Annotated in this window: 20 protein-coding genes; 3 read left to right on the top strand and 17 right to left on the bottom strand. The window is 63.3% G+C overall.

The features are described from left to right. Nucleotides 1–94 precede the first annotated feature (94 nt). Nucleotides 95–1,318 carry a TIGR03862 family flavoprotein gene (locus tag ABFC66_RS15740; protein WP_346741919.1) on the top strand — a complete coding sequence of 408 codons (1,224 nt, stop codon included), beginning with the start codon at nucleotides 95–97 and terminating at the stop codon, nucleotides 1,316–1,318. Between the two features lie 35 nt (nucleotides 1,319–1,353). Continuing rightward, nucleotides 1,354–2,034 (top strand): lysoplasmalogenase, encoded by a 681-nt coding sequence (locus tag ABFC66_RS15735; protein ID WP_346741918.1) that lies wholly within the window; start codon nucleotides 1,354–1,356, stop codon nucleotides 2,032–2,034. A 50-nt stretch (nucleotides 2,035–2,084) separates the two neighbouring features. Here the strand turns inward: ABFC66_RS15735 and ABFC66_RS15730 are convergent, their stop codons facing one another. The 12 genes from ABFC66_RS15730 to ABFC66_RS15675 form a co-directional block, all read right to left on the bottom strand. Next, nucleotides 2,085–3,188 (bottom strand): branched-chain amino acid ABC transporter substrate-binding protein, encoded by a 1,104-nt coding sequence (locus ABFC66_RS15730; protein ID WP_346741917.1) that lies wholly within the window; start codon nucleotides 3,186–3,188, stop codon nucleotides 2,085–2,087. A 57-nt stretch (nucleotides 3,189–3,245) separates the two neighbouring features. Next, complete coding sequence (locus ABFC66_RS15725) at nucleotides 3,246–3,611, bottom strand: DUF6867 family protein (RefSeq protein ID WP_346741916.1); 366 nt, start codon at nucleotides 3,609–3,611, stop codon at nucleotides 3,246–3,248. Beyond that, on the bottom strand, nucleotides 3,608–4,339 hold the full coding sequence (locus tag ABFC66_RS15720; RefSeq protein WP_346742065.1) for an ABC transporter ATP-binding protein: 732 nt from the start codon (nucleotides 4,337–4,339) through the stop codon (nucleotides 3,608–3,610). The genes ABFC66_RS15725 and ABFC66_RS15720 overlap by 4 nt, the downstream gene beginning before the upstream one ends. Beyond that, nucleotides 4,339–5,175 (bottom strand): ABC transporter ATP-binding protein, encoded by an 837-nt coding sequence (locus ABFC66_RS15715; protein WP_346742064.1) that lies wholly within the window; start codon nucleotides 5,173–5,175, stop codon nucleotides 4,339–4,341. Before ABFC66_RS15715 ends, ABFC66_RS15720 begins: the two co-directional genes overlap by 1 nt. Next, nucleotides 5,175–6,473: a high-affinity branched-chain amino acid ABC transporter permease LivM gene (livM, locus tag ABFC66_RS15710; protein WP_346741915.1), complete on the bottom strand. Its 1,299-nt coding sequence runs from the start codon at nucleotides 6,471–6,473 to the stop codon at nucleotides 5,175–5,177. Before livM ends, ABFC66_RS15715 begins: the two co-directional genes overlap by 1 nt. Before the next feature lie 4 nt (nucleotides 6,474–6,477). Beyond that, a complete protein-coding gene (locus tag ABFC66_RS15705; RefSeq protein WP_346741914.1) occupies nucleotides 6,478–7,392 on the bottom strand; it encodes a branched-chain amino acid ABC transporter permease LivH in 915 nt (304 codons plus the stop codon). A gap of 139 nt (nucleotides 7,393–7,531) precedes the next feature. Continuing rightward, nucleotides 7,532–8,428: a CheR family methyltransferase gene (locus ABFC66_RS15700; protein WP_346741913.1), complete on the bottom strand. Its 897-nt coding sequence runs from the start codon at nucleotides 8,426–8,428 to the stop codon at nucleotides 7,532–7,534. Then, nucleotides 8,425–9,492 carry a chemotaxis response regulator protein-glutamate methylesterase gene (locus tag ABFC66_RS15695; RefSeq protein WP_346742063.1) on the bottom strand — a complete coding sequence of 356 codons (1,068 nt, stop codon included), beginning with the start codon at nucleotides 9,490–9,492 and terminating at the stop codon, nucleotides 8,425–8,427. Before ABFC66_RS15695 ends, ABFC66_RS15700 begins: the two co-directional genes overlap by 4 nt. A gap of 143 nt (nucleotides 9,493–9,635) precedes the next feature. Then, on the bottom strand, nucleotides 9,636–10,154 hold the full coding sequence (locus ABFC66_RS15690; protein ID WP_346741912.1) for a hypothetical protein: 519 nt from the start codon (nucleotides 10,152–10,154) through the stop codon (nucleotides 9,636–9,638). After that, nucleotides 10,154–10,537, bottom strand: coding sequence for a response regulator (locus ABFC66_RS15685; protein WP_346741911.1), 384 nt, complete (start codon nucleotides 10,535–10,537; stop codon nucleotides 10,154–10,156). The genes ABFC66_RS15690 and ABFC66_RS15685 overlap by 1 nt, the downstream gene beginning before the upstream one ends. Before the next feature lie 35 nt (nucleotides 10,538–10,572). Further along, the gene (locus ABFC66_RS15680; RefSeq protein WP_346741910.1) at nucleotides 10,573–11,046 is read right to left on the bottom strand and encodes a chemotaxis protein CheW; all 474 of its coding nucleotides are present in this window, start codon (nucleotides 11,044–11,046) and stop codon (nucleotides 10,573–10,575) included. Further along, a complete protein-coding gene (locus ABFC66_RS15675) occupies nucleotides 11,043–14,027 on the bottom strand; it encodes a hybrid sensor histidine kinase/response regulator (RefSeq protein ID WP_346741909.1) in 2,985 nt (994 codons plus the stop codon). The genes ABFC66_RS15680 and ABFC66_RS15675 overlap by 4 nt, the downstream gene beginning before the upstream one ends. A gap of 295 nt (nucleotides 14,028–14,322) precedes the next feature. Between ABFC66_RS15675 and ABFC66_RS15670 the strand changes: the two genes are divergently transcribed. Then, complete coding sequence (locus ABFC66_RS15670; RefSeq protein WP_346741908.1) at nucleotides 14,323–14,664, top strand: general stress protein; 342 nt, start codon at nucleotides 14,323–14,325, stop codon at nucleotides 14,662–14,664. 50 nt (nucleotides 14,665–14,714) lie between these two features. Here the strand turns inward: ABFC66_RS15670 and ABFC66_RS15665 are convergent, their stop codons facing one another. The 5 genes from ABFC66_RS15665 to ABFC66_RS15645 form a co-directional block, all read right to left on the bottom strand. Continuing rightward, entirely contained in the window at nucleotides 14,715–15,197 is a 483-nt protein-coding gene (locus tag ABFC66_RS15665; protein ID WP_346741907.1) for a carboxymuconolactone decarboxylase family protein, read from the bottom strand. 151 nt (nucleotides 15,198–15,348) lie between these two features. Then, nucleotides 15,349–16,671: a carbohydrate porin gene (locus tag ABFC66_RS15660; RefSeq protein ID WP_346741906.1), complete on the bottom strand. Its 1,323-nt coding sequence runs from the start codon at nucleotides 16,669–16,671 to the stop codon at nucleotides 15,349–15,351. Between the two features lie 168 nt (nucleotides 16,672–16,839). After that, nucleotides 16,840–18,126: a 4-aminobutyrate--2-oxoglutarate transaminase gene (gabT, locus tag ABFC66_RS15655; protein WP_346741905.1), complete on the bottom strand. Its 1,287-nt coding sequence runs from the start codon at nucleotides 18,124–18,126 to the stop codon at nucleotides 16,840–16,842. 162 nt (nucleotides 18,127–18,288) lie between these two features. After that, entirely contained in the window at nucleotides 18,289–19,533 is a 1,245-nt protein-coding gene (locus tag ABFC66_RS15650; protein WP_346741904.1) for an acyl-CoA dehydrogenase, read from the bottom strand. 30 nt (nucleotides 19,534–19,563) lie between these two features. Beyond that, a complete protein-coding gene (locus tag ABFC66_RS15645; protein WP_346741903.1) occupies nucleotides 19,564–20,691 on the bottom strand; it encodes an acyl-CoA dehydrogenase family protein in 1,128 nt (375 codons plus the stop codon). Nucleotides 20,692–20,802 lie beyond the last annotated feature (111 nt).

Raw genomic sequence — 20,802 nt, 5'->3', positions numbered from 1 at the left:
TCCCCGGGGATTTCTTATTGGCGAGTTTCTGTTGGGCACAGGTTACCCCAGCAAAGCCCGCATACCAGCCCCCGATGGGCGGATAGGACGAAGATTGACGCAAAGCATTCCAAAGGTCGCGATCGTTGGCGGCGGCCCCGCAGGGCTGATGGCGGCCGAGGCGCTGCTGTCATCGGCGGTCGAAGTCCATCTTTTCGACGCCATGCCTTCGCTCGGGCGCAAATTCCTGATGGCGGGGAAAAGCGGGCTCAACCTCACCCATTCGGAGGCACTTGACCCGTTCCTCACCCGCTTCGGCGATAGCGCGACGCCGCTCGCGCGCGCCATCCGCGCGCTGCCGCCGCAAGCCCTGCGCGACTGGGCGGCATCGCTCGGCGTCGAGACTTTCGTCGGTTCGTCGGGCCGTGTCTTTCCGAAAGACTTCAAGGCGGCGCCGCTGCTGCGCGCATGGCTGAAGCGCCTGCGGGGAGCGGGCCTCGTCACCCATGTGCGCCATCGCTGGCTCGGCTGGACGGAGAGTGGCGCGCTGGTCTTCGAAACACCCACAGGCACAATCGAGATCGAGCCGGCTGCAACCATACTTGCGCTTGGCGGCGCGAGCTGGCCCGCGCTCGGCTCGGATGCCCGCTGGACGGAATGGCTCAAGGCGCACGGTGTCTCCATTGCGCCGTTCCGGCCTGCGAATTGCGGCTTCGACGTCGCATGGAGCGAGCACATGCGCTCGCGTTTTGCCGGTGCGCCGGTGAAATCCGTCGTCCTCTCCTTCGGCAGTGAAACGCATCGCGGCGAGTTCGTGATTTCCGAAAGCGGGATCGAGGGCAGCGCGGTCTATGTGCTGTCGGCCCTGCTGCGAGACGCATTAACCGAACGAGGCGCCGCCACATTGACGCTCGACCTCGCGCCGGACCGCAGCCTCGAACGCCTGACCGCCGATCTTTCACGGCCCCGCAAGGGACAGAGCATGGCGAATTTCCTGCGCAAAGCGGCGGGCATCGAAGGCGTGAAGGCCGCGCTGCTGCGCGAATGCCTCTCCGCCGACGCTTTCTCCGATCCGGCTGCGCTGGCGCGTGGCATCAAGGCGTTGCCGCTGAAGCTCGAAGCCGCACGGCCGATCGCCGAGGCGATCTCAAGCGCGGGCGGCATTCCCTTCACCGAAATCGACGAGCACTTCATGCTGAAGAAGCTTCCCGGCACTTTCTGCGCCGGCGAAATGCTCGACTGGGAAGCCCCGACCGGCGGCTATCTTCTCACGGCCTGTTTCGCCACGGGCCGCATGGCGGGCCTCGGCGCGCAGGCCTGGCTTGAGCAGGCGCACTGATCCGCTATCATCCGTCTACAAATCTGGGGGAAACAATGTTCAATGCGGCACTGACATTCGCCGATGGGCTGGACACGATCAGATGGGGGCTCGCAGCCGTCTCCCTGCTGACGTCTCTTGCCTATCTTGTGGTCGTTGACAAGCCGGCCTCGACGCTGCGCACGACGCTCAAGACTGCCGCCATCGGCGCCTTTGTTCCGTTGCCGCTGCTCGATCTCGGCGGGGATGTCGAAAACCTTTCCCTGGTCGCGCTGGCGGCGGCCTTCCTTCTTTGCAGCTTCGGGGATTATTTTCTGGCGCTTGATGATGAGGAAAAGAATTTCCCGCGCGGGCTCGGCTCCTTTCTCCTCGCCCATGTCTTCTATCTGGTCGTGCTCGTTCCGCACGCCACGACGCCGCAGGGCTTCTATCTGGCAGGTATTGCGCTGCTGGCGGTCCTTTCCGCCGGAACGCTTGCCTGGCTCTGGCCTGTTCTCGGAAAGCTGCGGCTGCCGGTGCTCGCCTATATGGCGGTGATTTCAGCGATGGCCGTTGCCGCGTTTTCGGTGCCGCTGCCCTGGCTCGGCGTCGGCGCGCTGCTCTTTGTTTTCTCGGATGCGGTCATCGCCGTGAGCAAGTTCCGCTATCCCGTTCCCTTCCGGGGCGCGATCGTCTGGATCACATATTATGTGGGACAGGCGCTCATCGCGCTCAGCCTGCTCGCAGCCCTGCGCTGAAATGAAAACGGCGGGTGACATCGCGTCACCCGCCGCAGGATCAGGGCCGATTACCCGGCATAGGCATATTTGCCGTTCTTCCACACATAGAAGACATAGCCGGGCGCATCCATATCGCCCTTGGCGTTGAAGCCGATCTGTCCGAGCACTGTGTCGAACTTGTTCGACTTGAGCGCCGCTTCAACCTTGGCCGCATCGGTCGAACCCGCCTTTTCCACCGCCTGTGCCCAGGCCTGAACGGCGGCATAGGTATAGAGCGTGTAGGCCTCGGGCTCGTACTTGTCGGCGCGGAAGGCCGCGACAAGCTCGGCATTCTTCGGATCGAGGCGCGGATCGGGGCCAAAGGTCATCAGCGTGCCTTCGCCCGCCGGGCCGGTGATCGACCAGAACTCATCGGTCACCAGCGCATCGCCGCCGACGAGAATGGTCTTCAGCCCCTGCTCGCGCATCTGGCGCGTGATGAGGCCGCCTTCGGTCTTGTAGCCGCCGAAATAGAGAACATCGGCCTGAGCCTGCTTCAGCTTCGAAACGAGCGGGGTGTAATCCTTTTCACCCGCCGAGATCGACTCGTGCAGCACCTCGGTTATGCCCTTCGCGTTCATTGCCTTTTTGAACTCGTCGGCAAGGCCCTTGCCATAGGTCGATTTGTCGTCGACCACGGCGATCCGCTTGCCTGCGAAATGCGCCGCAACATAGGCCGCCGCCGTCGGGCCCTGCGCGTCGTCGCGACCGCAGACGCGGAACACGTTCGGCAGTCCGCGATCCGTGTAATCGGGGCTCGTGGAGGCGGGCGATATCTGGACGATGCCGCTCTCGTTATAGACGTCGGATGCCGGGATCGACGTGCCCGAGCAATAATGCCCGGCGACGAAGACCGCGCCCTTCGAGGCCATGTCGTTGGCGACGCTCACCGCCTGCTTCGGATCGCAGGCGTCGTCGCCAATCACCAGATTGAGCTTCTTGCCCAGCACACCGCCCTTGGCATTGATGTCGGCGACGGCGCGCTGCGCGCCATGCACGAACTGCTCGCCGAACACGGCCTCGCTGCCGCTGATCGGACCGGCAACGCCGATCGTGATTCCGGACTCTTCCTTGGAACAGGCAAAAAGCCCAAGCGAGAGGATTGCCGCGAGCGCAACGATATATCGAGTCATGTCTGGTCCCCCGTTGACCGGCATAAGGATAGCGGGCCCCGCCGGAAAGAATAGTGCCTATTGCGCCGAAGGCCGCTCCCGCCAGCCCAGGAGCCCCGCACGCTCATAAGCCCAGGGATATTGCCGGACCATCTGGCGCGCTCGCGTGAGCTGGAAGGCGAGTCCCGCGATGCTGAGCAGCACAGCGAAGTCGGCCAAATAGCCCGTCAGCGAAAGCAGCTCGCCCTGAAAGAGCGCGAAGATGAGGAAGCGATCCGCGATGGCGAGCAGCAGCGAATAGGGGAGCATCTGCCAGTCCGGCCGCCAGTTGAGCGCCAGCGCCCTGCCCATCATCAGGGCGCAGCCGCCGATCAGCACGAGCGTGATGCCGAGCGATACCAACGGCGTCGTGCCGAAGACGAGGACGAAGTTTTCGAGCATCATGGCGTGACCTCGGTCTTGGGCCGCGCGCCTTCGAGATAGGCGGCGCGGACAGCCGGATTGTCGAGAAGCTCCGCACCGGTGCCACTCAATTCGATGCGGCCATTGACCATGATATGCGCCCGATGTGCGAGCTTCAGCGCCTGAAAGGCGTTCTGCTCGACGAGCAGAATGGTCATGCCCTGCTCGCGATTGATCGTGCGGATATTTTCAAACAATTGCTTCGTGACCAGCGGCGCAAGGCCGAGCGAAGGCTCGTCGAGAAGGAGAAGCTTCGGCCTGCTCATCAGGGCCCGGGCAATGGCAAGCATCTGCTGCTCGCCGCCCGACAGGGTGCCGCCGCGCTGCGCAATGCGCTCCTTCAATCGCGGAAAGAGCGCAAGCACATTTTCCAGATCGCCGCTGAAATGCCTCGGATCGGCGATCATCGCGCCCATCTGCAGATTTTCCAGCACGGTCATGCGCGGGAAGATCCGCCGCCCCTCCGGCGAATGGGCGATGCCGAGCGCCGCGATTTCATGCGTCTTGAGCCCGGAAATATCGCACCCGTCAAAGAGGATTTGTCCGGCGCTCGCCCGCGGCTGCCCGCAGATTGTCATCAGCAGCGTGGTCTTGCCCGCGCCATTCGCGCCGATGAGCGCCACGATCTCGCCCTGCGCCACCGATATGTCGATGCCATGCAACGCTTCGATGCGTCCATAGCCCGAATGAAGACCCCTGATTTCCAGCATCATCCGCGCGTCCCCCGAGCCGTGAGGACGGCGACCGCCGCGGCATCGTCTTCGACGCCGAGATAAGCGCGGATGACTTCGGGATCGGCCCGCACTTCGTCGGGTGTGCCTTGCGAAATCTTCCTGCCTTGTTCGAGCACGATGATGCGATCGGAAATCTGCATCACGACGCTCATGTCATGCTCGATGAGAAGAATGCTGATTCCGTGTTCCTGACGGATCGAAAGCAGAAGCTCATTGAGCGCGAGGCTCTCGCGCGGATTGAGGCCGGCCGCCGGTTCGTCGAGGCAGAGAAGCGACGGACCGGCGCACATAGCTCGGGCGATCTCGAGGCGACGCTGTGCGCCATAGGGCAGGCTTCCGGCTGGCAGATCGGCCTGAGCGAGCAGGTCGGTCTTGTCGAGCCAGTAGCGCGCGCGCTCGATCGCCTGTTTCTCGGCGTCGAGATAGCGGCGCAGACGCAGGAACCCCGCCACCGAATAGAGCGAGGCGCGCATCAGCGGCACATGCTGCGCAATCATCAGGTTTTCGATGGCGCTCATGCCGGGGAAGAGCCGGATGTTCTGAAACGTGCGCACGACGCCGGCCCGCGCAATGCGAAACCCATCCATGCGTTCGAGCAGGTAGGACTCCGCATCCCGGCGAAAGGTCATGCGGCCGACATCGGGCTTGTAGAAGCCGGTGATGCAGTTGAAGACGGTGGTCTTGCCGGCGCCGTTGGGGCCGATCAGAGCCGTGATATCGCCCACACCCGCTTCGAAGGAAAGATCGTCGATGGCAACGAGGCCGCCGAAGCGGATCGTCAGATGTTCAACGGCGAGGATCGGAGCGGCCATCATGCGCCTGCCTCCTTCACGGAAAGCGGCTTGACGTCGCCGAGGCGCAGCGTCGGCTCGCGATGCGAGAGAAGCCCCTGCGGGCGCCATAGCATGATGAGCACCATTGCCGCGCCAAAGGCGAGCATGCGGAACTGTTCGAGATCGCGGAACCATTCCGGCAGGCCGACGAGCAGGAACGCTGCCAGCACGATGCCGATCTGGCTTCCCATCCCGCCCAGAACGACGATGGCGAGGATGATCGCCGACTCGATGAAGGTGAAGCTTTCGGGACTGATGAAGCCCTGCCGCGTGGCGAAGAACGAGCCTGCGAATCCGGCGAAGGTCGCACCGATGGCAAAGGCCGAAAGCTTCACCATGGTCGGGTTGAGGCCGAGACTGCGGCAGGCGATCTCGTCCTCGCGCAACGCCTCCCAGGCGCGGCCGATGGGAAGCCGCCTGATGCGCAGCGTGAAGAGATTGGTCGCGAGCGCCAGGGCCAGGATCAGATAGTAGAGAAAGACGATGCGCTGGTTCGGCGAGAATGCGAGGCCGAAGAATTGCGCAAAGGTCGTCGCGCCATCGGGAGATGAGGGAACCATCGGCAGGCCGAAGAATGACGGACGCTGAATGCCCGAAATGCCGTTGGGCCCTCCCGTCACCACACCCCAGTTGACGAGAACCTCGCGCAGGATTTCGCCGAAGCCGAGCGTCACGATGGCGAGATAGTCGCCGCGGAGCCGCAGCACGGGGAAGCCGAGCGCAATGCCGAAGGAAGCGGCAAGAAGTCCCGCAAGCGGAAGGCAGATCCAGAAGGACAGTCCGAAATGCTGCGACAGCAGCGCGTAGGAATAGGCGCCGACCGCATAGAAGGCGACATAGCCGAGGTCGAGAAGACCTGCGAGGCCGACCACGATATTGAGGCCCCAGCCGAGCATCACGTAGATGAGAATAAGCGTCGCCTTGTCGATGAGGTTGCGATCCGAGAAGGGAAGCCAAGGCAGAAGAAGCGCCACCGCAATCAGCGCGATGCCGAAGAAATAGCGCGAGCGCCCCGGCAAGACGATCCGGGGCTTCGCGACGGCGAGGCGCCGGGCCCCATAAAGAATTCTTGCGAGAGAAAAGAGAAACCGCCCGGCAAATACGATGACGGCCGCATAGACGACCCAGATGAGCCGCGCGTCGAGCGACAGGCCCTGCGCGGAGTCGACGAGTCGAAAGCCGAGCAACGGAAAGGCGAGAAGCGCGGCGACAAGGGCCGCCGCGCCCGCATCGCGCAGCAGCGCGACGATGGATGTTTTCGATACGGCGCCTTCCATTGTGTCAGACCTTCTCGATCTCGGGTCGGCCGAGCAGGCCAGTGGGCCGGAAGATCAACACCAGAACCAGAATGGCGAAGGCGGCGACGTTCTTGTATTCGATGCTGAAATAGCCCGACCAGAAGGCTTCGATAAGGCCTATGAGCATCCCGCCGAGCATGGCGCCAGGAAGCGAGCCGATGCCGCCGAGCACCGCCGCCGTGAACGCCTTGATGCCGACGATGAAGCCGATATAGAAGTCGATGACACCATAGTAGAGTGTGACCATCAGTCCCGCGACGGCGGCGAGCGCCGCACCGATGATGAAGGTGATCGAGATCGTGCGATCCACGTCGACGCCGATCAGCGCGGCCATGGTCTTGTCCTGCTCCGCCGCGCGCTGCGCCCGCCCGAGCCCGGTAAACTTGATCATGTAGGTGAAGCCCGCCATCAACGCGGTGGTCAGCAGGATGATACCGATCTGCAGATAGCTGATCGTGACGTGAAAACTTCCGCTCGAGGAAAGCTGAAACGAGCCGTCGATCAGCGGCGGCAGCGGCTTGACCCGCGCGCCCTGCGCAAGCTGGACGAAGTTCTGCAACACGATGGAAACGCCGATGGCCGAAATCAGCGGCGCCAGGCGCTGCGAACCGCGAAGGGGGCGATAGGCGACGCGCTCGACCGTCCAGCCGTAAACGGCCGTGAACGCGACGGCGAAGATCAGAACGAGGAAGCAGGCCAGCGGCACCCAGGTGATCCCGAATGCCCCGAGCAGAAGAAAGCCGACGAGAGAGATAAAGGCACCGATCATGTAGATGTCGCCATGGGCGAAATTGATCATGCCGACGATGCCGTAGACCATCGTATAGCCGATGGCGATCAACCCGTAGGTTGCCCCGAGCGTAATCCCGTTGATCAGCTGTTGAAGAAAATAGGCCATCGACCCCCACTGCTCGCGGCTTGCACCCCCCGGCGCAAACGCTGGAACACTGCCATCCAATGGCGTCCCGGACAAGCGTGGCGAGGCAGGGAAATGCCTCGATTATGGGCTGGCGCGGTCTCTGCTCAATATGAGTGCATCAGCGCCGCGACCCGGCGGCGGCGAAAGCCGGTGCCGGGGCCGGACGGGCCGCAGCGGCAGATGGCGGGACACCGGCCTGCGTATTGACGGCGAAGAGGCCGCGCTCACCCGGCAAAATTCGGAAAGCGTCCGAAATGCCGATCACGGTCTCCGCCCCGCCAAGGCAGAGATAGCCGTTCGCCTTCATCGCCTTCGCCATGCCAGCGAAGACTTTCTTGCGCGTCGCCTCGTCGAAATAGATGAGCACGTTGCGGCAGAAGATGAGGTCGAGACCGTGAAGGCCGATGCTGGCGGGGTCTTGCAGGAGGTTGAAGTTACGGAACTTCACCATGTCCCGGATCTTCTCGCTGATGACCCAGCCGTCGCCTTCCTTCGTGAAATACTTCTTTTGCAGGTCGGCGGGCAGACCGCGCTGCACCTCGAAGGTCGAGTACCAGCCCTTGTGGCAGCGGGCGAGCATCTCTTCCGAAATGTCCGTCGCGGTGATCTCGATCGACCAGCCGGCGAGCCTGGCCGAGGCCTCGGAAAGAAGCATGGCCAGCGAATAGGGCTCCTGCCCGCTCGAACAGGCCGCGCACCAGATGCGTATGCGCCGCGTCGCGCGGTTCTGCTCCATCAGCGTCGGCAGGATCATCGCCGTGAAGCGCTCGAACGGCCAGCGATCGCGGAAAAACAGCGTCTCATTGGTCGTCATCGCTTCGACGATCTGGATCGTCAACGCCTCGTCGGCGCGCTGGCGCAGTTGCGCCACGAGGTCGGTGAGCGAAGCCAGCTTTGCCTTGCGGGCGATGGGAGCAAGGCGGCTTTCCAGCAGATAGGATTTGTCCGGCGTCAGCGCGAGGCCGGAACGCTGGTAGAGAAAGTCACGCAGGAACTCGAAATCAGCGTTGTTCACAAGCCCTCCCCACGGGCGATGCGCCCGATCGTCTTACCGATTTCACCGAGCGGAAGAACCGCATTGCAGATGCCGGCCTGCGCCACGGCGCCCGGCATTCCCCAGACGACGCTCGATGCCTGATCCTGCGCGATGACGCCGCCGCCGGATGCGGCAACGACCTGACAGCCCTTCATGCCGTCATAGCCCATGCCCGTCAGGATGACCGCGAGGAGCTTGCGCCCGTAGATCGCGGACAGGCTGCGAAGCATCGGATCGACCGCCGGGCGGCAGGAGTTTTCCGGCGGCGCATCGCTCAGGCGCAGCACGGTCCCCGCTGCCGTCGCTTCCGCGACCAGATGATGACCGCCCGGGGCGACATAGATGCGGCCCGGCTTCATCAACTCTCCATCCTGCGCTTCGGCCGCCGGACGCTGCGAATAGCGCGTCATGTGTTCGGCAAGAATCGCCGTGAAGGTCGGCGGCATGTGCTGTGTGATGACGATGGGCTGCGTCACGCCGGGTCCGATCGACTTCAGCACTTCGGAGAGCGCCTGAGGCCCGCCTGTCGAGCTGCCGATGGCAATGACGGTCGGCCTTTCGACGATCGCCTTGCGAAGCGCAATCGGTGCCGCCTGTGCCACGCCCGCGACGCGCGGTGCAGGCGCCGAAGCTGGACGCGCGGCGCCGGGCACGCGCCTCGCTCTTGCCGCATGAGCTTTCACCTTCGCGAGAAGCTCCACGCGGAAATCGTCGGCGGTGCTCAGACTGTTCGACGGTTTGGGGACATAGTCGACAGCGCCCAACGCAACGGCGCGAAGGCTGATTTCGGCGCTTCGCCGCGTGAGCGACGAAACCATGATGACCTTGACGCCGGGACGCAGCGCCAACAGCCGGGGCAATGCCTCGATGCCGTCCATTTCCGGCATCTCGATATCGAGAAGGATGACGTCTACCTGAAGCGTCGGCAGAACCTTCAACGCCAGCGCACCGTTCGCCACCGACGACACCACCTTTATGGATGGGTCCTGCTCAAGCGAGCGTGCAATCACCGCGCGCACCACAGAGGAGTCGTCGACGATCATGACACGCCACGGATCGCCTGCGACTGTGGCGGCACCTCGCCGCTCGGACAGAGCGGATCGCGTGCTCAGAATTCTATCCGCCATGTCATGCCCCGTTTCGCAGTGCCGCCTCGATAATACTTCCGGCGCATCCCGTTCATCGATCAGGCGAAGAGCCTGTCGATTTCGTCCTGCTGGATGCCTTCGCCCTCAAGCGCAGGCCCGTTGAGCAGAGCCGCATCGGGATCGGTCGGCACCTCTTCGGCAGCAGTCTGGATCGGCGATGAGGCGCCCGACCAGGCGCGTTCGAGATCCTCGATCTTCTTCTCGACGAGCTGCAGCGTCTTCAACACGCTGGAGATGCGCTGACCCGTGATGTCCTGAAAGGAACAGGCCTCGAAGATCTTCATGCACTGGTCGTTGACGACCTCGGCGGCAAGCTCCGGATTGCTGAAGTCGATGGACATCATGTCTTCCGCGGCGAGCATGATGTCGTTCGTCGCCGACTCTGTCAGCGCGAGGATGGCGCCGATCTCCTCGCTTGCGCGGGGCAGATGTATTTCCCTGAGAGACGGATCATGCAGCTTGCCCATTTCGCGGCGAGCGACAAGGATCGTCCGCACGATGTCGACGCATTCCTGCGTCAACTTCCGGACCCGTGCGGACGCATCATCCGCACTCATCAGAACTCACCCAGAACGGTCTTGAGCTTGGCCTTGAGCACAGCCGCGCTGAAGGGTTTGATGATGTAGTTGTTGACGCCAGCCTGACGCGCAGCGACGACATTCTCGACCTTCGACTCCGCCGTCACCATGATGAAAGGCGTCGTCTTGAGGTGGTCGTCGGCGCGAACGCTCTTGAGCAGTTCGAAGCCGGTCATGGGCTGCATGTTCCAGTCGGAAATGACGAGCCCGTAATTCCGGCCCTTCATCATCGCAAGCGCCTGGCTGCCGTCGCATGCCTCGTCGATATCGCTGAAGCCAAGTTTCGCCAGCAGGTTGCGGACGATGCGAAGCATCGTGCGGTAGTCATCCACGATCAGAATCGGCATCTTCATGTCGACCATGGGTCTGTCTCCTTGTGGTTGTGCGGCAAGGGCGCTCATGCGGCGGCCCTGATGGCGCCCAGAACGGTGCCGATGTTGAGAACGATGAGAAGATTGCCTTCGAGGCGGTAAAGCCCGTCGGCAATCTGGCGCCACTGCGGGTCGAGCGTTGCCGGATTGTGATCCTTCTGGCGCTCGGAGAGACGGAGCACCTCGCCCACCTCATCGACGAGCAGGCTGAAATGCTCATCCTCATGCTCGACGACGACCGCCATCGCCTCCTCGGGACGCTCCGCCGGAGCGAGCCCGAGGCGCTGACGCATATTGACGGCGGTCACGATGCGGCCGCGAAGATTGAGCGAGCCCGCGATTTCCGGCGGCGCTAGCGGCACCCGCGTGATACGCTGAGGTCCCAGTACGTCTCGCACATCGAGAACCGGCACGCCAAAGGTCTGGCCACCGATCGACATGGTCACGAAATCTTCCGTCCGACTCCGGTCGAGCGTTGCGTCCTCGTTCTGCGTCCTCATGCCGCCGTCTCCTCGCGATATTCATCCGAGGCGGTCACGCGCGATAGCGAAGTCAGAAGCGCCCTCGGATCGAGCTTGGTCACATAATCGTTGAAGCCGGACCGCCGGCCGCGTTCGAAATCCTGCGGCGAGGCATGCGAGGAAAGCGCGACCATCGGCACGTCCTTCCAGCGTTCATCCGCGCGCAGCGTCCGGGCGAGGTCGAAGCCCGAAAGGCCCGGCATCTCGATGTCCGAGACGATGATGTCGAACTCATCGCCGTCGCGGCAGATTTCAAGCGCCGCTTCGGCATGCTCCGCAATGGTCACGCGATAGCCTGCCATCTTGAGCATGGGCATGAGCAGATTGCGGAAGAAGCTCGAGTCCTCGACAAGCAGCACGCGGCGTTCGCTTTCTGCGCCATAGGCCTCGCGTGTTTCGAGATCGAACCAGGCGGCATCGCTCTGGCGAAGATAGTGAACCGTGTCGATGACATCGGTCGAGCGGCCGGCGATGATCGAACTGCCGAGAATGCCGGACTGGACATTTCCCACCAGCTGAAGATCAAGCGAGCCCTCGACGATATCGACGACTTCGTCGACGACAAGGCCGCACATCCGCTCACCTTCCGTAAAGACGAGGATCGGATGCTTGCCCTCGCGCGGCGCGGGCGAGCCGTCGATTCCGACGAGTGGCATGAGACCGCCGCGATACTGGATCACCGTCCGCTCGCCGGCACGCTCGGCTGTGGCGAGGTCGGCTTCCTCCAGCCTGGCAATGAGCGAGAGCGGCACGGCCTTGGTCGTGTCGCTGCCGGCGCGGAAAACCAGCATGGACACGGTTTCGTGCCGCTGACGGCTGGTGGCCATTGCCTCTTCGCGCGCCCGAGCCTCGGACTGCGCAGAACCGCTGGTCGCGGCGGCGATGCCGTTGGGATCGAGGATCATGATGACGCGGCCGTCGCCCAGGATCGTCGTGCCAGAAAAGAGAGAAATCTGCCGGAGCATTCGCGAGGTCGGCTTCACGACGATTTCCTCGGTGTCGAAAACACGATCGACGATGATGCCGAAGGCGAAGCTGCCGACCTGCGTCACGACGACATAGATTTCCTGTGCCGTCTTTTCGCCCAGGTCCTCGATCTTCAGAAGCTCGCTGAGGGCAACCAGCGGCAGAAGCCTGTCGCGCAGGCGATAGACCGGGTGGCCGTTGATGAGCTCCACGCCCTGCGGCGATTTCGGACTGATGCGAACGAGCTCGACGACGCTGCTCTGCGGCATGGCGAAGCGTTCGCCGCAGCATTCGACGATGAGCGCGGAGACGATCGCAAGCGTGAGCGGAATCTTGATGACGAAGCGGGAACCCTGCCCTTCCGTCGAGGAGAACTCGATGGCGCCGCCGATCTTTTCGATATTGGTGCGCACGACATCCATGCCGACGCCGCGCCCGGAGACACTCGTCACCTGACTCGCCGTCGAAAAGCCGGGGCGGAAGATGAACTGCTGAATCTGCTGCTCGCTCATCCCCTCAAGCTGCGCTTCCGTCGCGAGGCCGTTCTGGATCGCCTTGGAACGGATGCGGCTCGTCGACAGGCCGCGCCCGTCGTCCGAAACCTCGACGATGATATGACCGCCCTCATGGCGCGCGCTCAGATGGATCGTGCCATGCTCGGCCTTGCCCGCGTCGCGGCGCTCCTCGGGTGTCTCGATGCCATGATCGCCGGAATTGCGGACCATGTGGGTAAGCGGATCGCGGATCGACTCGAGAATTTGCCGGTCGAGTTCGGTATCTGCACCCGACATGACGAGATCGATTTTCTTGCCGAGATCCTGGGCCAGATCGCGCACCAGCCGAGGCAGCTTCGACCAGGCGTTACCGATGGGCTGCATGCGCGTCTGCATGACGCTTTCCTGCAACTCGCTCGTCACCTGATTGAGCCGCTGCAGAGGCGCGGCAAAGGGGCTGTCGCCAACACCGCGCAGAGTCTGCAGAAGCTGGTTGCGCGTGAGCACCAGCTCGCTGACCATGTTCATCAGATTCTCAAGCACGTTGATGTTGACGCGCAAGGTCTGCGACTGCGCGGCGGCGGTTGCCGCCGGCGCATTCTCCGGAGCCGACTCCTCCACCTTTACAGGCTTTACAGGTGCGGGCGCGGACGAGGCCGTGGCTACGACCTGCTCGACAGCGGGCAACTCGGGAACGACCGGCACCGGGGCGGCGGGAGACTGAGAGTCTGCGATATTGAAACGCGAAAGAACGGCCGCGACATCGGCATCCGCGACCTCGAGCGTTGCGAGCGCCTTGCCGAATTCATCGCGGAGCATGTGAAGCTCCTGCTGCGACCAGCCGTTGGCGGCGAGTCCCTCGATGACATGATCGATGTCTGCAGTCGCACCAGCCGAACCGGTGAGCGCATCGGCGAATGCGCCAGCCAGCGCGAACTGAAGATGAAGAAGTTCCGTTTCCGCGTCAGGATGGCTCGAAACCGCGGAGAGCATTTCGGCGCAGGCCTGTTCGCAGGCTGTGTCGAAGACCGATGCGCCTCCGACGCGCTGGTAGAGCCCCTCGATAGAGGGCAACTCTTCCGGGTCCGCAGCGGCTTCCGCCACCGGCGCCACAGCTACCCACTTGCCGGCAGCCATGTCGTGCAAGGACGCGATGACGTCGTCGTCATTTCCTTCAGGTTCCCGGCCTGCGACCCCGAGTTCCGCGATCAGTTCCTTGATCCTGTCGAGCGCGGCGAGCACCAGCGAAACGGTATCGGCGGAAACCGTCAGTTCACCGTCGCGAACCTTGCCCAACACGTCCTCAGCCGCATGCGCGACCGCTTCGAGGCGCGGCAGGCCGAGAAAGCCGCACGTACCCTTGATCGTGTGCATGATCCTGAAAATGCTGCCCAGCAGGGCCGGATCTGCGGGCCGCTGTTCCAGCTCGACGAGCTCACTGTCGAGCAACTCGAGCGCTTCCACCGTTTCAGCGAGGAATTCGTTGAGGAGGTCGTCCATGAATCTTCCGTTGGCTGCGGCCTAGCGGAGGCCGTTTCGTTGCTCGGAAGTATTCGGGGCAATGTTTAATAAAGACGGAAACGAGCAGCCGGTTGCAGCCCGACGATGTCGGTTTGAACGGCTCGGAACTCATTGTCACAACATAGGTTTTAAAAAATCTGCAGCGCGCCGCGCATGCCGCGTCGCAATGCCGCGGCGTACCGCCATGAGACGAGGCCGCAAGCGATGCGCAGCCGAGCGGAACCATTCGCCCTGGTTGGGGTTCATTCGTCAGAGGACCGAGAGGGAGAGCAAGATGACGAACACTCAGCATCGAGGCGGTTCCGGAAATTTCGCGGCCAACAGGGCGCGCGCAGCGGAAGCCGGTCGCAAGGGCGGACAGAAGAGCGGCGGAAACTTCAAGAACAATCCGGCACGCGCGGCGCTTGCCGGCCAGAAGGGCGGACAGGTCAGCGGCGGAAATTTCAAGAACGATCCGGCGCGAGCCTCAAGAGCCGGCCGCGAAGGCGGACAGGTCAGTGGCGGCAACTTCAAGAACGATCCGGCGCGCGCCGCAGGCGCCGGGCGCAAGAAGGCGCAGGAAGTCCGCGGACCGGAACATGCGGCGGACGAGAGGCACGATCAGGAGAAGCAATAGGGCGAGTCGCGCGCCTCGCCCCCGCCCCGCGTGATCGAGCGTCACACGCGTTATGCCGATTTTGCCGCCAGCGACCCGGCCTTGTAGTGGCCCGCTGCGGCATGAAAGGCGATGCTGAGCCGATTCCACCCGTTTATCGCATTGACCGCGAGGGCGAGGTCGACAAGTTCCGCATCGCCAAGGACGCTACGCGCCTCCTCATAGAGAGCGTCCGACACCCCCTCATTGGTGAGCCGCGTCAGCGCCTCTGTCCAGGCGAGCGCAACCCGTTCGCGCGGACTGTAGAGCGCCACTTCACGCCACACGCTGAGGAGATAGAGCTTCCGCTCCTCCATGCCCGCCGCACGCAGCTCCTGCGTATGCATGTCGATGCAGAAGGCGCAGCCATTGATCTGAGAGGCCCTGAGGCTGACAAGTTCGACGAGTTCGTTGCCGAGCCTGCCCTTTACATATTCGCTGACCTGCAACATCGCCCTGTAGGCGCCGGGCGAAGCGGCCGGATAGTTCAGGCGTCCGAATCCAGATGTCGTCATGTGAAACCCTTTCAAGGCGGGCAGCCTGCGCCGCCCTCATGGTGATCAGGGAGAAGACGCAGGAGAGGCCATCGGTGTGACCGACGGCGCAAAGAAAAACCCGCGCCGAAGGGGCGCGGGTTTCAAGACAAGCCGAAAGGAATATCGAAGGCTAGAAGGTGAGGCTCGTGCGAATGCCGACCACCAGCGCATTGTCGATCTTCGCACCCGTGGCGTCTTCGGGATTTGGAACATTGCCGCCCGGATGCACGATGTACTGAATGTCGGGCTGCACGCTCCACCAGGGCGTCACGGCCGCGGTGTAGCTCAATTCGAAAATGGTCTCCTGATCGCGCAGCGGATAGGCCGGATCGGGAGACAGAAGCTGGATGTCGCGATCGGCGTCACGGGCATCATCGCTGATCTTCGCGTAGGCCACGCCCAAGGCCAGCACGTCTTCGTCGCAGCCCGGAATGAGGCCCTTATAGGCAAGCCCGCCATCCGCATAGAAGGAAACCAGATTGCGATTGTCAGGCGCGCTGCCGATACGGGCAAAGACGCTCAGCGCATCGCCGACGCCGTTCTGCCAGACCGTCTGATCCGCAATTGCATAGATGCCGTGATCGTTGGAACGCTCGAAGCCGTAACGCTGATCGGCGAACTTGCCGGTCTGATACCAGGTGCCGAGCTTGTAGACGCCGGGGAGCCCCTCACCTTCACCCTGATTGATCGCGTACTGGACTTCGCCCATCCAGAGCGTTCCGCCGCTCATGCTGAAGGTTGTGCCGTGCCTGTTGCAGAGCTGTGCATCATCGAAGCAGTCCTCGCCCGCGGGATCACCGCTGAAGACGGCGCCGAGAACGGTGAGGTTCTTCGTCGGTGCGACGGCAACGCGAATGCCCGGCGTCGCCAGCGGATAGGCAGGACCGCCATTCGTCTGGTTGGCCGCCGCAATCCCCGCCCAGCCAAAGGTACCGTTGATGAGATTGCCCGCCGTGTCGCTGGTCATGAACTCGTCGTCGGCAGCAAGCTGGCCGGCACGGATCGACACCGCGTCATCGAACAGGCTCTGCTGCACCCAGAGCGTGAAGAGGCGTGTCGCCTGGCGTGCTTCGATATTGCTCGGCGCGCCGATGCTGCCCGTGTAGTCCACGGTCGGCAGGCCATTGGTGTGATGGATCTGATAGGCGCTTGCATGGGCCGTTCCGCCCTGCCAACCGAGGAGCTTGTCGAGGTCGAGGTCGAGCGAAAGTTCGGCGCGGCCCTCATAGCTCCAGCCCCGCTTCATGCCGCCCGAGACGTCGCCCAGCGCTTCGCCCACATAGGCAAGCCCGATTTCGATGCCCTGATCGGCCAGCTCGCTGCGCGCCCCGCCCCAATCGCCGGTTAACGTGTCCTGCTCCCAGAAGTTCGTTTCGTCGGCCATGGCGGGCAGAGCAGCCATCGAGCCCCCAAGCAGCAACGCCGTGGCAAGGGCGCGGCAAAGCATCGTCATCTCTCATCTCCGGTTCGGAATTGGGGCAAGCCCCGTCGGCGGGAGCCGCAAGGTAGGATATTTGCGATTAAGTCGCAAGAGCATCACGTGCGGCGAAACGCCTCCGCCCGCGACCAACCCCGGGAGGGTCGTCGCGGGCGGGGAAAGGGCGAGATAAAGCCGGAGCGGCTAGCCCCGCGCGGCGGCAAGCGCCCGTTCGAGCTTCTCCATGCCCTCGTCCAGAACCGCGTCGGACGCGGTCAGCGGCACCAGAATGCGGATCGCATTGCTGTATACGCCGCAGGAAAGAAGGATCAGCCCCTCCTCGAGCGCGGCGGTGGTGACGCGCTTCGTCGCCTCGGCGTCGGGCTCGTAGGTGCCGCGCGCCTTCACGATGTCGAAGCCGATCATCGCGCCAAAGCCGCGAATGCCGGTGATGGGCACGACGTCGTTACGCGACGCGATCGAGTTGAGTTTCGCCTTGATGCGCACACCCATCGCATTGGCGCGATCGAGGAGCTTTTCCTCCGCGATGACATCGAGAACGGCAAGCGCCGCGGCGCAGGCAACCGGGCTGCCCGCATAGGTGCCGCCAAGGCCGCCGGGCTCCGGCGCATCCATGATCTCGGCGCGGCCGATGACACCCGAAATCGGGAAGCCGCCGCCCAGCGATTTCGCGATGGTGATCATGTCGGGCTCGACGCCCGAATGCTCGATGGCGAAGAGCTTGCCGGTGCGCGCAAAGCCCGTCTGCACCTCGTCGACGACGAGGAGAATGCCGTGTTCATCGCAGATCTTGCGAAGCGCGACGAGAAGCTCCTGCGGCGCTTCGTAGAAGCCGCCTTCGCCCTGCACCGCCTCAATCATGATCGCGGCAACGCGCGAGGGCTCCACATCGGCGCGGAAAAGCGTGTCGAGCGCCTTCAGCGTGTCGGCGACCGTCGTGCCATGGTCCGCCACGGGGAAGGGAACGTGGTAAACCTCCGCCGGCATCGGCCCGAACTTCTTCTTGTAGGGCAGCGTCTTGCCGGTGAGCGCCATGGTCATCATGGTGCGGCCATGGAAGCCGCCCGCAAAGGCGATGACGGCCGAACGCCCCGTCGCGGCGCGCGCGATCTTCACGGCATTTTCGGTCGCCTCGGCGCCGGTCGTGAAAAAGATGGTCTTGGCCGGCGCCTTGAAGGGCGCGAGCGTATTGAGCCTTTCGGCGAGTTCGATATAGGGCTCGTAGGGAACGATCTGGAAGGCCGTGTGCGTGTAATGCGCGAGCTGCCTTTCAACCGCCGCAATCACCCTGGGGTGACGGTGGCCGGTGTTCAGCACCGCGATGCCGCCTGCAAAATCGACAAAGCGTCGACCTTCCTCGTCCCACAGTTCAGCGTTTTCTGCACGCGCAGCATGAATGGGATAGGCGACGGAAACACCACGCGGAACCGCGCGCTCACGGCGCGCGGCAAGCTCTTTGTTCTTGCTCATCGAAGCACATCCTTATGTCCACACCGGCGGGCACGCCGGGCGAAGGCCATGCTAGCGCATTTCCGCCGGCCGCTCACGATGGGAAGAATGGCCTTATGCCGCATAAAAACGGCCCCGGAACACCTGTTCGGGGGCCGTTTCAATATTTTACAGTTTAATGCTTCAGCGCCCGCTTGTCGGGATCTGATTGAAGGGCACCGCCTTGTCCACACGGATATCGGCGGGCAGACCAAGCACGCGTTCCGCGATGATGTTGCGCAGAATCTCGTCCGTGCCGCCTTCGACGCGGGTCGCGGGCGAACGAAGCAACATGGCCTGGAAGCGGGCGTTTGCCGCCGCCTGCTCCGGCGAGAGAAGCGCGCCCGCCTCGGCCTGCAGATCGAGCGCGAACATCGCGATCTCCTGCATGGTCGGTCCGGCCACGAGCTTGCCGATGGAATTTTCCGGCCCGGGCGTCTCGCCCTTTGAAAGCGCCGAGATCGAGCGGAAGGCCGTATATTTGAGACCGCTGGTCCGGACCGCATAGCTCGCAAGCTTCGAGCGCACAGCCGGATTGTCGATGGCCGGACCGTTGTCCGTTTCGAGCGAGCAGCAGAAATCCAGAAGCTCGGGGAAGCCCGTGGGCATGCCCGCGCCAATCGACAGGCGCTCGTTCATCAGCGTCGTCAGCGACACATTCCATCCGTCGCCCACCTTGCCAAGGCGCTGGCTGTCCGGAATGCGGACATCGGTGAAATAGACCTCGTTGAAACCCGACTGTCCGTTCACCTGCTTGATCGGACGGATTTCGATGCCGGGCGACTTCATGTCCAGGAAGAACATGGTGAGGCCCTTGTGCTTGGGCACGGTCGGATCCGTACGTGTGATCAGAATTCCGTAGTCGGAATGCTGCGCGCCGGAGGTCCAGATCTTCTGGCCGTTGACGACCCAATCGTCGCCGTCGCGTTCGGCCTTGGTACGCAGACCCGCGAGGTCGGAACCGCCCGCAGGCTCGGAGAAGAGCTGGCACCAGATATGCTCGCCAGCCGCGAGAGGCGGCAGATACTTGCGCTTATGTTCCTCGCTCGCATAGGCCATCATCGTCGGGCCGCACATGCCATGGCCGATGATGAAGAGCGAGGAGAGCGCGGCATAGACGCCTTCTTCCTGCTGCCAGATGACGCGCTCGATGGGGGTCGCGCCACGGCCGCCATATTCCTTCGGCCAGTGCAGGCAGGCCCAGCCCGCGTCGAACTTCTTCTTCTGCCATTCCTTGGACACCTTGATGATGTCCACGCCTTCGAGCGCCGTGTGGCCAAAGCCAGAAGTCTTCAGGCCAACCTCATACTGCTTCGGCGCGTTGGCGGCGATCCAGCTGCGCACTTCCTGACGGAAGGCCGCTTCCTGCGGTGTATCGTCGAAATTCATGTCTCTATTCCTTCAAATCCGATGGCGCGATCAGGCGGCGTTCTTGGCGCGCAGGCGCGCGATGAGCTTGTCTTCCCATGTGGAAAGAGAGCCGAGCGTGAGCGCGAGGAGGTTCGAGCGCCGGTAATAAAGGTGGCAATCGAACTGCCAGGTGAAGCCCATGCCGCCATGGACCTGGATGTTGTTCTTGGCGCAGTGCTGATAAGCCTGCGTGGCGCTGACGCGCGCTGTCGCCGCCGCTTCCGGCAGTTCCGACGAACCGGTCGAAAGCGCCCAGGCGCCGTAGTAGCAATTGGAACGGGCAAGCGTCGCCGAGACATACATGTCGGCGAGCATGTGCTTCACCGCCTGGAAGGAGCCGATGGGACGGCCGAAGGCCATACGGTCCAGCGCATAATCGCGCGCCATTTCGAGCGCACGGTCCGCGCCGCCCAGCTGCTCGAATGCGGTAAGCACGGCAGCGCGGTCGAGCACGCGCTCGATGATGCTCCAACCGTCACCTTCCGCGCCCAGCAATTCCGCGGCCGCGCCGGAGAAGGTGATTTTCGCCTGACCGCGGGTCGGGTCGATCGTCTCGACCGTTTCGCGCGTCACATTCGCCGATTTGAGATCGACGATGAAGAGCGAGATGGAACGCGCGTCATTGCCCGCGCCGGTCTTCGCCGCGACAATGGCAAAATCGGCAACATCGCCGTCGAGAACAGGAATCTTCGTGCCCGAAAGCTTGCCGCCAGCGACGTTGGCCTGAATGCGCTTCGGCGTTGCCGCGCCAACGCCTTCCGCCTGCGCGAAGCAGCCGATGATCTCACCGCTTGCGAGCTTCGGCAGGTAAGCCTGCTTCTGCTCCTCGCTTCCGGCGGCCAGCAGAAATTCGGCGGCGAGGAAGATCGACGATGCGAAGGGCACCGGCGCCACGGCACGGCCAAGCTCTTCAGCGATCACGCAAAGCTCGAGATAGCTCGCGCCGAGCCCGCCATATTCCTCGGGGATCGCCGTTCCCATGAAGCCCATCTCGGCAAGGCCCTGCCAGAGCGCCTTGTCATAGGGCTCCGGCCCTTCGAGGATCGCGCGCACGGCCTTGGGCGAACTCTTCGCTTCAAGAAAGCGCCGCGCCTGATCCTTCAATTGCTTCTGGTCGTCGGAAAAATCGAATTCCATGTCTCTCCCCATCTGCACCCGTCCGCGCGACGCGGAGGGCCATTCTGATTTTGATGGCGAGAGCCTAGCGCGGCGACGGCCATGATGGCGAGAGAGGTGGCAATGGCGCTG

Source organism: Parvibaculum sp., from assembly GCF_039680535.1.
In the GTDB taxonomy this organism is placed as follows: domain Bacteria; phylum Pseudomonadota; class Alphaproteobacteria; order Parvibaculales; family Parvibaculaceae; genus Parvibaculum.
This window is presented reverse-complemented; position numbering and strand designations above follow the sequence as displayed.